Raw genomic sequence first — 15768 nt, 5'->3', positions numbered from 1 at the left:
GGCGGTCGGCGCGGCGGATCGCCCTTTTCTTTTTCGCACGGTCCTGACACAAGTAGACAGCCCGCCCGAAAAGGAGTCCCGGTCCCGTGTTTCCAGCCCGCTACGCCGTCCTAGGCTCATGCCTGTTTCTGACACTCGTCACCCTGGTGCTCATGGTCTCCGTGAGCGGGTATTTTTTCTGGCCGTTCCTGGTGCTTGCCGCGCTCTCCGGCCTTGGCTGCCGCGACCTGCTGCAGACCCGGCATGCCGTTCTTCGCAACTATCCGCTGGCCGGTCATTTCCGGTTCCTGTTCGAGGCGGTCCGGCCCGAACTCAGACAATATTTCTTCGAAAGCAACCAGGACGGCCGGCCGTTCTCCCGGGAACGTCGGTCCATGGTGTATGACCGGGCCAAGAACGTCGAGGACGTGCTGCCCTTCGGCACGGAACTCGATGTCTATGACAGCTCCTATGGCTGGGTGAACCATTCGATCTGTCCCAAACCGCACGGGCAGGACGACATGCGCGTGACCATCGGCGGACCGGATTGCGCGCAGCCCTATTCTGCGTCGCTCTACAACATTTCCGCGATGAGCTTCGGTTCCCTGTCGGGCAACGCCATTCTGGCGCTCAACAAGGGTGCAAAGGCCGGGAATTTCTATCACGATACCGGCGAAGGCAGCGTCTCGCGCTACCACCGCGAGGGCGGCGGCGATCTCGTCTGGGAACTGGGCAGCGGCTATTTCGGCTGCCGGGCCGACGACGGCGGCTTCGATGCGGAGAAATTCCGGAAGCAGGCTGTCGATCCGCAGATCAAGATGATCGAGATCAAGATGAGCCAGGGGGCCAAGCCCGGTCATGGCGGCGTGTTGCCGGGCCCCAAGGTGACGGCGGAAATCGCCGAGGCCCGGGGCATTCCCGTCGGCAAGGAATGCGTTTCGCCCGCGTCCCACTCCGCGTTCTCGACACCGGTCGAACTGCTGGAATTCATTGCCAGACTGCGGGAGCTTTCAGGTGGAAAGCCGATCGGCTTCAAGCTGTGCATCGGCCATCGCTGGGAATTCATGGCCATCGTCAAGGCGATGCTGAAAACCGGAATCAAACCCGACTTCATCGTTGTCGACGGCGCGGAAGGCGGCACCGGCGCAGCCCCCCTGGAATTCGCCAATCGCCTGGGGACGCCGCTGCGCCAGGGCCTGACCTTCGTGCACAATTGCCTGGTCGGCACCGGACTGCGCCAGGACATCAGGATCGGCGCCAGCGGCAAGCTGATCAGCGCGTTCGACCTTGCCGGGGCGATGGCGCTGGGGGCGGATTGGGTCAATGCCGCACGCGGTTTCATGTTCGCCGTCGGCTGCATCCAGTCGCAGAGTTGCCACACCAACCGCTGCCCGACGGGCGTCGCCACCCAGGACCCTCTCCGCCAGAAGGCGCTGGTGGTGCCGGACAAGGCGGAGCGGGTGGCGAATTTTCATCACAACACCCTGAAAGCCCTGGTCGACTTCACCGCGGCCGCCGGTCTCGATCACCCCAATGAATTCAAGCCGGAACATTTCTACCTGCGCGAGGGCCTGCGCGAGATCATGCCGGCCAGCGTCGCGCTCACCTGGCTCAGGCATGGTGCGCTGCTCGACAAGTCGCACAACATCCCGGGCTTTTCCACCTACTGGGACATGGCCGAAGCCGACAGTTTCAACCCGGTAAAAACCGTCGCCGCCGCCAAATCGACCCATCATCAGGGCGCGCATTGACGGCAAAGCGTTGGCGGTGGGAACAGCCTCTTTTCCGGAAACGGCAACGGACGGCGGCAATGTTCAGATCTTCCGGCTCAGATCGACCGCGAAATCTCCGGCTTCGTGCGAGCGGATTACCGCATGGCGGACGAGGTCGTCGAAGTGACCGGAGAACAGTTGCACGTGGCGGGTGTTGGAAAAGGCCAGGTAGCGCTGGCCCAGATAGAGCGCCGCCCATTTCTGGCCGAAGACCGTAAAGGGCGCCGAAAACCGGTCGGTGGCGCCGAACAGATGCAGGCGGAGCGAAGGATAGAGGTCGCTCAATGTATGGCCCATCACCTCCAGCTGCTGCCGGCGCGCCTCCACCGGCAAGCCTGCCCAGAGCCCCTCGCCGCGCGCGAACCCTTCCAGTGCTTCCTTCGAGAGCGCGATTTCCATGTCCGATTCGGCCCGGTGCAGCAGGGCTCGCTGGTCCCGCGTTCCGGTGATCGCCTGCCCCGCGGTGCGCAGGGTTTGCCCGGCGTATTCATACGCCAGCACGCTTTCGGTCTTCAGGACATCCGGCAGGTTGGCCGGCACATGGCGGATCTTCACCCCGACCGCGTCCCTATACCAGGCAAGCAGGTGCTCATCCACCGGATGCCGGTCGGTCTCGGCCACCTGGACCGCCTGGTCGAGGATCTCAGCCGCCGCACCGCGGTGGGTCGACAGACCCAGCAACCAGTCCGAGGAGACGTTCAAGGCGGTCGCGATTGCCGCCAGCGCCTGACCGTTCGGCAGCCGCGGCGCATCTTCCGACAACAGCTGGGATACGGTCGAACGGTCCAGCCCCGCCCCCCGGGCCAGGTCGCTTCGGTTCATCTCCCGGCTGCGCAAAGCGTCAGACAGGCGCTCGCGGAACAGAACGGCGCGGTCTCTCTTGTCCATGCGTGAGTATTGTCAGCCGGATTTCGGAAAATCAACATGTTGCGGACGATATTCAGTTCCGCGGAAGCCCTCCGCCGGATTGCCAGGCCGGAGTACCAGGCCAGGTTACCAGGCCGGATTACCAGGCCGGATTACCAGGAATGCAGCGCCCGAAGGGTCGGGGTCTTCTTCATCATGTGGCCTTCCATGCGTGCGACCAGGCGGTCGAGCAGTTCAACCGCCTCGCCGACCGCCGGGCCCTTGTTCAGCATCACACATTCGGCGCGTGCGGCCATCGCCGCGTCGGTCATGTCCCCGCGCGAGGGGCTGCCGAACTTCACCAGGCTTTCGAGCACCTGGGTCGCCCAGATCACCGGTGTCGAGGCGGCCTCGCACAGCCACAGGATTTCCTCCTGCATTTCCGCAAGCCGCTCGAAGCCGATCTCGGAAGCCAGGTCCCCGCGCGCGATCATGATCGCCAAAGGGCGCTTGCCACCGGCACGGGCGATCAGGGCCGGGAGGCTCCGGACCGCTTCCGGCCGTTCGATCTTGGCGACCACGCCCAACGGGCTGTGCCTGGCGCCAATGTCTTCGAGCGCGTCTTCGAGGAGGTCGATATCCTCCGGGCGGCTGACGAACGAATATCCGACCATGTCGGCGAGTTCGATGACGGTTTCCAGGTCGGTCCTGTCCTTTGAAGTCAGCGGGCACACGCCCAGAGCCGTATCGGGAAGATTGAGGCCTTTCCCGGGCTTTATCTTCACGCCATCGGCGGCGCATCGTGTCACCCGCACGGTCGCGGTACCCTCGGCTACCGTTTCGACCACCCCCTCCAGCTTGCTGTCGTCATAAAGCACCCGGTCGCCGGCCTGCAGCCGCTCGACCATCTGCGGCAGCGATACGCTTGCGCTGACATTCATGTCCGGCTTCGGTCCAGGCGCGGACTCCAGCACCAGGCAAAAGCGGTCGCCTTGCCGCAGCCGGGACGGTTTCCTGAGACGGAAGACCGACTCGGTCCGGATCTTCGGGCCCGCGATGTCCAACAGGATGCGTACATCCCGCGCCTCCTTCTTTGCGGCGGCCCGCACATGGCCAGCCATTTTCCGCCAGGTATCGGGATCGTCATGCGCGCAGTTGATCCGGGCGACATTCATGCCCTTGCGCACGAGGTCGCGCACGAACCCCGCGTCTTGCGCGGCTTCGGCCGGAAAGGTGACCATGATCCGGCCCCTGCGGGTTTCCGGTTTCGGGCCGAACAGAACGGCGGCGGCCTCCTCAAGCCTGCGCTCACCGGCAAAAAACGCGTGATCCGTGTGGAACGTTGCGAGCTGCTTCCGGCTCGTCATGGCGGACAGCGCCGCCAGGACCGCGTCGAGCGTCGGCACCACCCGGCTTTCCAGCCGACCCATGGAAGACAGGCCAACACGCATCAAATGGCGCTGCAGGGACCGGATATCCCGACGACGCAGGCAGACATAGTGAGCCAGGTTGACGATCTCCGGGCCCGGATCGGAGACCCCGTAGTCCTTTAAAAGCAGGTCCGCCTCCGTTTCCACATCCCTTTTCAGGGTCGCCACGTCACGGAAAAGCGCTTCCAGATCCCCGGTGCCATGAGGCATGCCATCCGTCCCTAGGGGGCCGCTGTCGCCACCGCCCTCGCCGTGCAGGTTCATCCGAAGTCTCCGATTCACGCGCGCTTTTCGCAGCCGGTCTGCAGACGCCGGTCCGGCTGGACGCGCTCACTCTAAGATCAGCCGTTCTTCACGCATATGACGCTGGTCAATCGGGGTTCTGTTCGACCGCGTCGAAAGGGCCTCACTCGGCCGCATTGAGCGCCAGAAAACCGCCCGACTGGCGTTCCCAAAGAGCCGCGTAGAGCCCGCCCGCGGCCAGCAGTTCCCGATGAGATCCCGCCTCGACGATCCGGCCCCTGTCCATGACCACAAGCCGGTCCAGCGCCGCGATCGTCGACAGCCTGTGGGCGACCGCCAGGGTCGTGCGTCCGTCCATCATCCGGGAAAGGTTCTGCTGGATGGCAAGCTCTGCCTCGCTGTCGAGCGCGGACGTCGCTTCGTCCAGGATCAGCACCGGCGCGTCCTTCAGGAGCACGCGGGCTATCGTGATGCGCTGCCGCTGGCCGCCGGAGAGCTTCACACCCCGATCGCCCACATGTGCGTCCAGTCCGGTGCGGCCCTTGCTGTCCTTCTGCTCCATGATGAAATCAAGGGCTTCGGCGGCGCGGGCGATTTCCAGGATTTCATCGTCGCCCGCATCCGGGCGGCCGTAGCGGATATTGTCGCGAATGGACCGGTTCAGCAGCGAAATGTCCTGGGTCACGACGCCGATCCGGCTGCGCAGCGACGCCTGGGTGACCTCCCGGACGTCCTGTCCGTCGATCGTGATGCGGCCGGCCGACACGTCCCTGAGACGCATCAGCAGCGATATCACCGTCGATTTGCCCGCGCCGGACAGTCCGACAAGGCCAACCCTCTCGCCGGCACTGATAGTGAGATTGAAGTCTTCCAGGACAGGTTTCCTGTCCTCGCCATAAGCGAATGTGACCTTCTCGAAGCGGATCTCTCCCCTGGCCACACTGAGTTGCCCGGCCCCGGGGCGGTCGGTGATTTCCGGACGGCTGGTCATGATCGGCATGGCGTCGCGGATGGTGCCGAGCGTGCTGGTAATGGCCTGCCCGACACCGATGAAACTCGACGAGGCATGCGAGAGCGAGCGGGTCACCGTCAGCCCGGCGACAAAATCACCGATCGAAACCCAGCCTTCCGTCAGGCCCCAGAAGCCGATGGACACCACCCCCAGGATCATCAGGACATTGAGAAAATAGACGCTGCTGTCCGTCAGGATGTAGGAGCGGTTCTCGCTGTGACGGGTGTCGATGGTCTCGCCGATGACCTTGCGGATGGCACCGGCCTCCGAATCCTCGGCCGCGAACAGTTTCACCATGGCAATGTTGGAATAGACGTCCGTCATTGCGCCGGTTGCGCGCGAGTTGGCCGCGGCGACCTTCTCCGCGCGCTGCATGTAGGTCGGAATGGCCGCCCAGGCCACCAGGATGTTGGCACCGATCCAGACGAACACCGGGATCGCCAACGGCCAGGCGAGGGCCAGAAGCAGAAGGAAGGAACCGCCGAACTGGATCACCAGAAAGGGAACGGTTTCGATTGCCAGCATCATCTGACGATGCACCGACATGGTGACCTGCGCGATCCGGGACGCGACCTGACCGGCGAACGTGTCCTCGAAGAACGAAAGGTCCTGGGTTTCCACCGCCTTGTGCGCCTGCCAGCGCATGGCGGCGGGCAGCAGGATCCGGACCGTCTGGAAGGCGTAGGTCTGGCGCAGCAGAAAGGCGAGCGGGTCGATGATGACGAACAGACCGAAGAAGCCGGCCAGCAGCCAGACATTGCCGCGCAGAAACGACGCGGCCCCGGCCTCGGTGACGCCGTCAACCACATACGCGATGGCCCAGATCCCCGCCAGACCGAGACCGGAGGAAATCATCGCAAGCACGCTGACGATCGCAAGCTGCCACCGGAACAGTTTCGCGAAATGCCAGACGAGGTGCAGCGGTCCCTTGTCCGGCAGCGGTGTCACCGGGAGGTCGAGCGGTCTGATATGCGTTTCAAAGGGGCGAAAATAGCGCTCGACGATCCCTGCCAGGAGCGGTTTATTGACAGTCACCCGATACTCCTCGTCCGGCCAGCCACGTCGCGTCAGGCGTGCGGTTCGATCCTGTAGACACAGCGCCGGTCTCCCGACAACTGGTGTTCCGTGCGTTCGACCGAGACTTCAGACCCCAGGACGTCCTTGAAGAGCTTGAGTTCGGACCGGCAGAACCCCTGACACGCGGTCGCGGCGGCGCAGATCGAACAGTGGTTTTCGATCAGCAGATATCCGCTTTCATCCGCCACCACTTCCGCCATGTATCCTTCCTGATTGCGCAAGTGCGCAAGGACATCCAGCCTGCCGGGCAGATCCTCGGCGCCGGCCACGGCAGCCATGTAGGCGGTGCGGCTTTGCTCTTCCCGGTGCGCGATCAGCTTGTCCAGCCCCTCGGCGCCGAAAATGTCGCCGAGACCGTTCAGCAGACCCAGCACCAGATTGGCGTGATTGTCGGGAAACTGCTGATGACCGGCCCGGGTCAGGGCCCAGACCCGTTTGGGCCGCCCCACCGATCCCTTGAGGTCCTCGAAATCCACCAATCCGTCCCGATGCAGACCTTCAAGATGCTGCCGGACGGCAACCGTCGTCACCTTGAGCCCGGTTGCCAGATCCGCAGCCGTTTGCGGGCCTGCGGATTTAAGCGCATTCAAGAGACGGGTTCGCGTACGGTCTGCCATGCTTCACTATATAGCCCATTCTTCTCATTAAAAAATAGTCTGCTTTTCTTATTCCGGCAGAGACGTGAGGGGGCAAACGTGACAACGACGCACTGTTAACTCTTTAGACAAAAGACAAATATAGTGTGGCCGCGAATTTAAACTGCTAGAATAAAGACTCAACAAATTCAAACGCAAGGCCATGAACAACCCGGAGGGAACAAGGAAAAACCCGTGCCGTTTCATGATTGACGCGAAGGCATCGAGTCGCTCCGCGCAGCCGGCTAGTATGTTCCGCGCCACATAAAAAGTTCATGATCCGTTTTGCAAGGAAATGCCAAGTCCCACGCACGATGCATCAATTGCAGGAAGAGTAAGCTCTACCTTGAGCCGTGACATAGATTGAATTTATACTGACTTTTATCTCGATATCGCGTGAACCCCGGATATCAAGCGACCGAAAAAACAAAAAACAAGCATTTTTTTACATTCTTTCCGCTAGAAAAGAATAGAACAGGAGAGCATGATGGAAAAGATCCGGGCCTTCGCAAGATGGATGATGATCGATCCCCGTCATCCGGAAATCGCGCAGGCGCAGTACAATGAGCTGAAAACCCAGATCCCTTCCCTCTATGCTCTACTGATGGTCAACGCCATCGCGGTCTCCTACACCCATTACGACGTTGCGCCGACCTATCTGACCGTCGGAATCCTGGGCCCCATTCTGGTGCTGACCACGTTCCGTCTCGTGGCCTGGATCCGGGCAGGCGCAAAGACCCCGGGACCGGACGAAGCCATCCGGAAAATGCGACAGACCGTCATTCTCGGCAGTATCGTCGCCGCCATCTACATTACCTGGTCTCTCAGTCTCGACACGTTCGGCGGCCCATCTGAACGCGGGCATGTGGCCCTTTTCATCGCGATCACCGTCATGGGATGCATCTTCTGCCTGATGCATCTGCCGCAAGCCGCCCTGATGGTGATGCTCATCGTCACCATACCCTATCTTGTCCACTATCTCAGCCAGAACCAGGACGTCTATATCGCTATTGCGCTGAACATCTTCCTGGTTTGCGTGGTCATTCTCCAGGTGCTGTTCACCGCCTACAACGGTTTCTGCAAGCTGATCAGGTCCCAGTCGGAGCTGGCCGCCAAGCAGAAGGAAACCCAGCGGCTGAGCGCTGAAAATGCCCGGCTCGCGGAGACCGACGCCCTGACCGATCTGCCCAACAGACGCTACTTCTTCAACCGGCTGGAGGGCTTGATCCGGGACGTTGCCGACCGCGATGGCGTTTTTGCCGTCGGCGTGATCGATCTGGACCGGTTCAAGCCGATCAATGACACCTACGGTCATCAGCTCGGCGACCAGCTTCTGAGCGAAGTCGGCAACCGCCTGAAACTGATGGATCTGCAAGATGTCGAGATCTGCCGGCTCGGCGGTGACGAATTCGGGTTTCTTTATATGGGAGCGCTGGAGGACGCGGCGGAAACAGGCAAGCAGATCTGCCGGATAATCAGCGACCCCTACCACATCGGCGCCCTGCAGGTGTCGGTGGGAGCTTCCTGCGGCATTGCCTATTACCCGGAAGCGGGTAAAACCGCCCATAGCCTGTTCGATCGTTCCGACTATGCCCTCTACAATTCAAAGACCACGATCCGCGGATCGACGACCGTCTATTCCTCCGAACACGAGGCGCGGATCCGCTCCGAGCGGGCAATTGAAAGCGCGTTGCAGAGCGCCGATCTGACACGGGAGTTTCAGGTCTTTTTCCAGCCTGTCGTATCCTTGCCCGCGCGGGTCATCGTCGGGTTCGAAGCTCTGGCGCGCTGGACCAGTCCCGTTCTGGGCAAGGTTCCGCCGGACGAATTCATTCCGATTGCCGAGCGTACCGGCCTGATCCACCGGCTGACCATCGCGCTGTTCTGCAAGGCCGTGGATCAGATCAACGCGCTGCCCGGCGGCCTCAGCCTGGCATTCAACCTTTCAGCCCAGGACATCACCTCAGACGCGACGGTGACCGAGCTGCTGAATATCATTCGCCAAAAGGAGGTCGATCCGCGCAGGATCACCTTCGAAATCACCGAAACCTCCGTAATCGGGAGTTATGAAACGGCGGAGGGCTGCCTGCGCTTGCTGCGGGAAGCCGGGGTCAAGCTGGCGCTGGACGATTTCGGCACCGGCTATTCCAGTCTCGGCTATCTGCACCGGCTGCCGATCGATTGCGTCAAGATCGACCGCAGCTTCGTTGCCGGCATCAAGGACCCGGTTGCCAGCGGTGTTGTCACGTCAATCCTCAACCTGTGCCGGTCGATGCAGTTGCAATGCGTGGTGGAAGGTGTTGAGGAACTGCACCAGCTGGATCTGCTGGAGGCCATGCAGTGCAAGTTCGTGCAAGGTTATCATTTCGGCCTGCCGCTTCCCTTCGAAACCGTCTTGAGAGAAGCCGCCTCGGGCGAACATGTCTCGGGCCTTCCTCTCGCGCACACCGACGCCGCAATCCGCCAGATACGCTCCAGGGCGTGACCGGCGACGTCCGCTCCTTTCCGGCAACATCATGACCGGAGGCACCAAACGCCAGAAGAGCATGCGCAAGGCCGTGCGCGTCCTGATCCCCAGGGTTCCCATGGCGGATGCCGAGGCGATCCTGGCGCTCGCCCTGGCCGGCCACCTGCGTCACCTGCCGCCCTCCATCGCGCTGTGGCAGGCCACCACCAGTCATGTGCGTCACGCCCTGACGGATTACGACACGCTGCTGGACGAAGGCTATGACCGCGACGCGGCGCGCCATTTCGTGCGGGAGGACATGAACGACGTGCTGCGGGGCTGGGGCTGCAACAGGGAAGTCCCGGACGATCCGGAGGACTGACGGGTCATGTGCGGCTGGAGCCGCCCCTGGGAACCATGGACCGGTCAGGGCCTGCGGGCGACCAGGTCGATTTCGACAAGGGCATCCACCGCAAGACCCGAAACCCCGACGCAGGTCCTGCCCGGTAGCCTGCCCGGTTCAAAGAACGCGCGGTAGACCGCGTTCATCGCCTGATAGTCACGCTTGAACTCGGTCAGATAGACCCTGGCGAAGGTCACGTTCTGCAGACCGAGCCCAAGACCTCCCAGCACCAGCTTGAGATTTTCCATCACTCTTGACGTCTGCGCCTCGATCCCCTCCGGCAGAGGTGCGTCCGGGTTGTCCGGACAGGTCGGCATCTGCCCCGTGACAAACACCCAGCCATCGGCCTCGACCGCGTGGGAAAACGGCGCAACCGGCTCCGGTGCCTGTTCGATCAGGTGGTGTATCGGCAACATGGGTAACTCCTATTCCGGTCAGGGGGGCCAGCGCAGCACCGGCGTTCAGATGCCTTCGTAAATCCACTGCTCGGGAACATGGGCGACGACGCCCTGCCCGCTCCGGACCGTTCCCGACTTTTCGACATAGCCCACGAGGCCGCGCAGATACATTGCGCGTTTCGGGAAAAGCAGATCGAGACCGTCCCGGCCCGGATTGTGTTCCGCAATCGCTGCGCCGGCAATCCGGCAGGGCACGTTGTTGCCGTCGACCCGGATGACGGCGCCACCCTCGAAGACCAGCCGTGTGCGCGGCGGAACCATGCTCAGCCTGGGGATGCCGGAAACGATAATGTTGCCGCCGATCCACTCGGGCTTCAGCACCGGTATCTCCAGGCGCGCGGCGATCTCGGCGAGTTCCTCGACCGAAAGCAGGGAAACCTGCCGCTCGTTGCACATTTCCGTCCCGCGCGGATACCAGGGCTCGCGCCCGCCCGAGCGGCGCGTGAAGCCTGCGTGGCGGTCGCCGGCAATGCCCTGGAAATCCAGCTCGAGCGCATCGACGGGACCGGTCTGGAATTTGTCGGGCGACGTGGTTCGAAAGACGCCGGTCACCTTGCCGGCGGTCCTGAACTTCGGCGTCACCCGGGGGCCGTCCGGCGAAAGCGCAAGCTGGTCCATACGATAAAGATCCTGTTCTGCCACTGGTCCTGATGCGGCGGAGCTTAGCGTGCCGCGCGCGAAGGAACCAGCAAGACTCCTTGATGGATACCATCGGTTCCGCACATCAATCGGTCTGCGAGACCGCGCCGGGTCCGAGATTTCGCGACCGACCGGCCTGACCACTGCATGCTTTCGATCCCGCCATGTCGAACAGGCGGCTCACGGGCAATGCAGGCCGAAAAAAGCCCCGGAGCGGCGCTCCGGGGCTGGATTTTCGGTCACGCCACCGCGGTTCAGCGCGTCAGCGGCTTGTACTTGATCCGGCGCGGGTCGGCGGCATGCGCACCGAGGCGGCGGACCTTGTCCTTTTCATAGTCCTCGAAGTTGCCCTCGAACCATTCAACATGGCTGTCGCCCTCGAAGGCGAGCATGTGGGTGGCAAGACGGTCGAGGAACATGCGGTCATGCGAGATGACCACGGCGCAGCCGGCGTAGTTTTCCAGCGCGTCTTCCAGGGCCGCCAGGGTCTCGGTGTCGAGATCGTTGGTCGGCTCATCGAGGAGGAGCACGTTGGCGCCCTGCTTCAGGACCTTGGCCAGATGCACCCGGTTGCGCTGACCGCCGGAGAGATCGCCGACCTTGGCCTGCTGGGCCGGGCCCTTGAAATTGAAGGACGAGCAATAGGCGCGCGAGTTGATCTCCTTGTCGTCGAGATAGATGATCTCGGCGCCGCCGGAAATTTCCTCCCAGACATTGTTCGAAGGATTGAGCGCATCGCGTGACTGGTCGACATAGCCCAGATGTACACTGTCGCCGACAATGACTTCGCCGCTGTCGGGCTTTTCCTGACCGGTGAGCATCTTGAAGAGGGTCGATTTACCGGCGCCGTTCGGGCCGATCACGCCGACAATGCCGCCGCGCGGCAGCTTGAAGGACAGATCGTCGATCAGCAGGCGGTCTTCGAAGCCCTTCGAAACATTCTTGACCTCGATGACATTGGCGCCGAGACGCTCGCCGACCGGGATCAGGATCTGCTCGATGGACGGCATGCGCTCTTCCTGAGCGGTCAGCAGGTCCTCGAAGGCGCGGATACGGGCTTTCGACTTGGTCTGGCGGCCCTTCGGGCTCATGCCCATCCATTCGCGCTCACGGGAAATCGCACGCGAACGTGCCATGTCCTCGCGGCCTTCCTGCTGCATACGCTTGGTCTTCTTCTCCAGATAGGCGGAGTAGTTGCCCTCGTAGGGAATGCCCGAGCCACGGTCGAGTTCCAGGATCCAGCCGGTGACGTTGTCAAGGAAGTAGCGATCGTGGGTGATGATCAGGACGGAGCCCTTGAACTCGCGCAAGTGCCGCTCCAGCCAGTGAACGGTTTCCGCGTCCAGGTGGTTGGTCGGCTCGTCCAGCAGCAGCAGGTCCGGCTCGGAGAGCAGCAGCTGGCAGAGCGCGACACGGCGGCGTTCCCCGCCGGACAGGTTGTCGACGGCGGCATCACCCGGCGGACAACGCAGGGCCTCCATCGCCATTTCCACCTGGCTTTCCAGGTTCCACAGATCCTGGGCGTCGATCTCGTCCTGAAGCCGGGCACCCTCGTCCGCGGTTTCTTCCGAGTAGTTCATCATCAGCTCGTTGTAGCGGTCGAGCTTGGCCTGCTTGTGGGCGACCCCGTCCATGACGTTTTCCATCACGGTCCTGGTCTCGTCCAGCTTCGGCTCCTGCGGCAGATAGCCGACCTTGGCGCCCTCGGCCGCCCAGGCCTCGCCGGTATAGTCCTTGTCGAGACCGGCCATGATCTTCAGAAGCGTCGACTTGCCGGCCCCGTTCGGACCCAGGATACCGATCTTGGCATCCGGGTAGAAACTGAGGTGGATGTTGTCGAGGACCTTCTTGTTGTTATAGGCCTTGGAGAGGCCGTGCATGTGATAGATGAACTGGCGCGCCATGGGGCTCCGCGTCTCCACTTTGAAACAAGCTGTCGGGATCGATTGGATTTCTGCCGGGACTTTTAGGCGAAATGGGCGTTCGGGGCAATGGGGGAAGAGGGATAAGGATGCAGGGCCTGCCCGAGATTTCGTCTTTGCAGACAAGCGCAGCCCCGGCTATGCGCAGATCCGGAAACCGGCACGTCCGTGCGAGCGCGGGGCCCCCTGATTCAAGGTGCTGTGGTTGCAGCACGAAATATGGCCGGTTTCAGGAACTGCGTCCTGCGTTTCCTCAACAATCCGGCAAAACGCAGGTTCGCCGCAAGCCGATTCGTGTATCCGGGACCTCCTGAAACAACCGTACCCGCGCAAGACAATTGGACCTTTTTTCCCGGAGCGGTTGCTCGTAAGCTTCACACGCATTTTTTCAAATTCCCATTCCACCGGATCCGCCATGACACCCGTCGATATTCTGATGCCCCGCCCGATGCCGCCGCTCGTTCTGGAAAAGCTGGAGGCGGAGTTCACCGTTCACAAGCTGTTCGAGGCCGAGAACCCGGACGGGATGCTGGCCGAAATCGGGCCGAAGATCCGCGGTGTGGCTGCGATGGGCGGCAAGATGGACAAGGCGTTTCTGGAAAAGTTTCCCAATGTGGAAATCATTTCCAGCTTCGGGGTCGGCTACGATCACGTCAATACCGGCGACTGCCTCGCCGCCAACGTGATGGTGACCCACACGCCGGATGTGCTGTCCGACGAAGTGGCGGACACCGCGCTCGGCCTGCTCCTGATGACGGTCCGGGAACTGGGTCAGGCGGAGACATGGCTTCGCGAGGGCAAGTGGGTCAGCGAAGGCGCCTACCCGTTGACCCGGGCGACCCTGCAAGGCCGCACGCTCGGCATTTTTGGGCTGGGACGCATCGGCAAGGCGATCGCGAAGCGCGCCGAAGCATTCGGGCTCACGATCCACTATCACGGCCGCAGCCGGCAGGACGGCGTCGCCTATCCCTATCACGCCACCTTGAAGGACATGGCAGCGGCCTGCGACACGCTGATGGTGGTGGCGCCCGGCGGCGCGGCGACGAAGCATTCCGTCAACGCCGAAGTTCTGGACGCGCTGGGGCCGGAAGGCATCCTGATCAATATCGGCCGGGGCACGGTCGTCGATGAGCAAGCGCTGATCGCCGCCCTCGAAAAGGGCACGATCCACGGTGCCGGACTGGATGTGTTCGAAGACGAACCCAATGTGCCGGAAAAGCTGATGCAGCTTCCCCGTGTCACCCTGCTGCCCCACGTCGGCTCGGCGTCGCAGGCAACGCGCAACGCCATGGGTCAACTCGTGGTCGACAACCTGAAAAGCTGGTTCGACACCGGCCAGGCGGTCACGCCGGTGCCGGAGATGGGCTGAGGCGCCGCAATTCGCGCCTGATTGCCACAGGGCTCCGGAAAAAAATATTCGGCATGGAACCGGTTCCCTGTTTGCGCGTTTACTGCTCAGGACGCCGCAGGATCGCGGCCTCCAACAAGGTCCTTTCCGCAGCTCCCCGCAGCGCAAATGAGGGTCCGGATCAGTGCCGATCCGGGGACCTCGCCCGCAAAACGCCCCTGCATGCCCCCATGCAGGGGCGTTTTGCGTTTCAATGACGCCGCTCACGCTCCGTTACCGGACACCGGAACGGCGTGAACGTGCTGCCCATGTTCGCGCTGACGGTCATGATGGTCAGCAAATCGGCGAAGGCAAAGTCCGCCGGGGTTTTTGGGCAGGCGGCCCCTGTGACCAGGCAGCCTCCGGCGACGAACCCGTCGTGCGCATGGGAAAACCCGGACGACAAGGCGTCCGTGTCAATGTTTTCAAGAGCGCGCTCGACCATCTCGCGGTAATAGGCGCAGTTTCTTGAACGCCGCTCCTCCCGCGTTTCGGAGGCGGCCGGGGCCGGCATCGCGGCTATGAAAAGCGCGATGGCAAATGCCCAGTTCAGGGCGCGGTTTCCGGGATGGATGCCCCCTCCTTCCAGCAGATAGGTCACCGGTCAATCCCCCAGACTTGCCGCCAGCGCCGTGCCGAGTTCGGCGATGGCCGCGTTGCGTGCCTTCAGGGACACCGTCGTCTGCGTGATGTAGATGGCGATGACCACGGGCTTGCGGCCGGCCGGCCAGATCACCGCGATGTTGTTGCGCGACCCGTTGGCACCGGCACCGGTCTTGTCGGCGATCCGCCAGCCGTCCGGCAATCCGGCGCGCAAGGTGGCATTGCCGACCTTGTTGCCGACCAGCCAGTTTGAAAGCGTCTGCCGGGCCTCATCGGGCAATGTCTTTTCCAACACGAGTTTCCGGAGGGTGTCGGCGGCCGCATTCGGGCTGGTGGTGTCCCGCTCGTCCCCCGGAATGCCGGAATTGGAGTCCGGTTCCCATCGGTCCACGCGGGTGACGTCATCGCCGATACCGCGCAGATAGGCAGTCAGTCCCTGCGGTCCACCAATCTCCTCAAGCACAAGATTGGCGGCCGCGTTGTCGCTGATGGTCACCGTGATCTCGCACAGGTCGCGGAGTGATACGGGGGCACCGTCAATGCGTTTTTCCGTCACTGGCGAATAGGAGACGATGTCGCCCCGGCGGATGGTCACCCGGCGTTCGGGGTCGGCGGTCCCCTTCGCGCCGGCGTCCAGAAGCGCCGCGCACAGAAACGCCTTGAAGGTGCTGTTGGTGGGAAACCGCTCGTCGCCCTTGTGGGACCAGCGGCTGCCGGTCTGCGTATCGATCACGGCGACCCCGACCCGGGCCGAAAGACGGCTCGAGATATCTTCCACGGCACGGGCGAGCGGCGCCGGATCGAAGTCAGCGGCGTTCGCGGGGCCGGCGGCGAAGGGACCGGCAAGACAGACAAGCGCAAGGGTCAACGCCCTGCGGCGCAGTGAAGGCATCATCGAATTCTCCAGACATCGGTT

The 15768-nt window shown here is 62.6% G+C and carries 13 protein-coding genes; 4 read left to right on the top strand and 9 right to left on the bottom strand.

Features of this window, described 5'->3' with window-relative positions:
• Positions 1-152: 152 nt before the first annotated feature.
• Positions 153-1730, top strand: coding sequence for an FMN-binding glutamate synthase family protein (locus tag WNZ15_RS24920; protein WP_342895809.1), 1578 nt, complete (start codon positions 153-155; stop codon positions 1728-1730).
• 63 nt (positions 1731-1793) lie between these two features.
• Here WNZ15_RS24920 and WNZ15_RS24915 read toward each other — a convergent pair whose 3' ends face one another.
• From WNZ15_RS24915 to WNZ15_RS24900, 4 genes are all read right to left on the bottom strand, one after another.
• Complete coding sequence (locus tag WNZ15_RS24915; protein WP_342895752.1) at positions 1794-2639, bottom strand: XRE family transcriptional regulator; 846 nt, start codon at positions 2637-2639, stop codon at positions 1794-1796.
• 131 nt (positions 2640-2770) lie between these two features.
• The gene (locus tag WNZ15_RS24910; protein ID WP_342895751.1) at positions 2771-4291 is read right to left on the bottom strand and encodes a pyruvate kinase; all 1521 of its coding nucleotides are present in this window, start codon (positions 4289-4291) and stop codon (positions 2771-2773) included.
• Positions 4292-4433: 142 nt separating this feature from the next.
• A complete protein-coding gene (locus tag WNZ15_RS24905; RefSeq protein WP_342895750.1) occupies positions 4434-6317 on the bottom strand; it encodes an ABC transporter ATP-binding protein in 1884 nt (627 codons plus the stop codon).
• Between the two features lie 32 nt (positions 6318-6349).
• A complete protein-coding gene (locus tag WNZ15_RS24900; RefSeq protein ID WP_342895749.1) occupies positions 6350-6976 on the bottom strand; it encodes a metalloregulator ArsR/SmtB family transcription factor in 627 nt (208 codons plus the stop codon).
• 505 nt (positions 6977-7481) lie between these two features.
• On the opposite strand from WNZ15_RS24900, the gene WNZ15_RS24895 reads away from it, so the two are divergent.
• Together WNZ15_RS24895 and WNZ15_RS24890 are read left to right on the top strand one after the other, a co-directional pair.
• Positions 7482-9479 (top strand): EAL domain-containing protein, encoded by a 1998-nt coding sequence (locus WNZ15_RS24895; RefSeq protein ID WP_342895748.1) that lies wholly within the window; start codon positions 7482-7484, stop codon positions 9477-9479.
• A 31-nt stretch (positions 9480-9510) separates the two neighbouring features.
• Complete coding sequence (locus WNZ15_RS24890) at positions 9511-9822, top strand: DUF2293 domain-containing protein (protein ID WP_342895747.1); 312 nt, start codon at positions 9511-9513, stop codon at positions 9820-9822.
• A gap of 44 nt (positions 9823-9866) precedes the next feature.
• Here the strand turns inward: WNZ15_RS24890 and WNZ15_RS24885 are convergent, their stop codons facing one another.
• The 3 genes from WNZ15_RS24885 to ettA all read right to left on the bottom strand — a co-directional run bounded on the left by WNZ15_RS24885 (position 9867) and on the right by ettA (position 12844).
• A complete protein-coding gene (locus tag WNZ15_RS24885) occupies positions 9867-10259 on the bottom strand; it encodes a RidA family protein (RefSeq protein WP_342895746.1) in 393 nt (130 codons plus the stop codon).
• Positions 10260-10304: 45 nt separating this feature from the next.
• Positions 10305-10919: an MOSC domain-containing protein gene (locus WNZ15_RS24880; protein ID WP_342895745.1), complete on the bottom strand. Its 615-nt coding sequence runs from the start codon at positions 10917-10919 to the stop codon at positions 10305-10307.
• A gap of 275 nt (positions 10920-11194) precedes the next feature.
• Positions 11195-12844: an energy-dependent translational throttle protein EttA gene (gene ettA, locus WNZ15_RS24875; RefSeq protein ID WP_342895744.1), complete on the bottom strand. Its 1650-nt coding sequence runs from the start codon at positions 12842-12844 to the stop codon at positions 11195-11197.
• 433 nt (positions 12845-13277) lie between these two features.
• Between ettA and WNZ15_RS24870 the strand changes: the two genes are divergently transcribed.
• A complete protein-coding gene (locus WNZ15_RS24870) occupies positions 13278-14231 on the top strand; it encodes a 2-hydroxyacid dehydrogenase (RefSeq protein WP_342895743.1) in 954 nt (317 codons plus the stop codon).
• 229 nt (positions 14232-14460) lie between these two features.
• Here WNZ15_RS24870 and WNZ15_RS24865 read toward each other — a convergent pair whose 3' ends face one another.
• Both WNZ15_RS24865 and bla read right to left on the bottom strand, forming a co-directional pair.
• The gene (locus WNZ15_RS24865) at positions 14461-14850 is read right to left on the bottom strand and encodes a hypothetical protein (protein WP_342895742.1); all 390 of its coding nucleotides are present in this window, start codon (positions 14848-14850) and stop codon (positions 14461-14463) included.
• A gap of 3 nt (positions 14851-14853) precedes the next feature.
• Positions 14854-15747, bottom strand: a complete 894-nt coding sequence (gene bla, locus WNZ15_RS24860; protein ID WP_342895741.1) for a class A beta-lactamase — start codon at positions 15745-15747, stop codon at positions 14854-14856.
• Positions 15748-15768: the final 21 nt, after the last annotated feature.

The organism is Roseibium sp. AS2, from assembly GCF_038900065.1.
Taxonomy (GTDB): Bacteria; Pseudomonadota; Alphaproteobacteria; order Rhizobiales; family Stappiaceae; genus Roseibium.
Note: the sequence above shows the minus strand (reverse complement) of the source record. Positions and strands in the feature narration are given on the sequence as shown.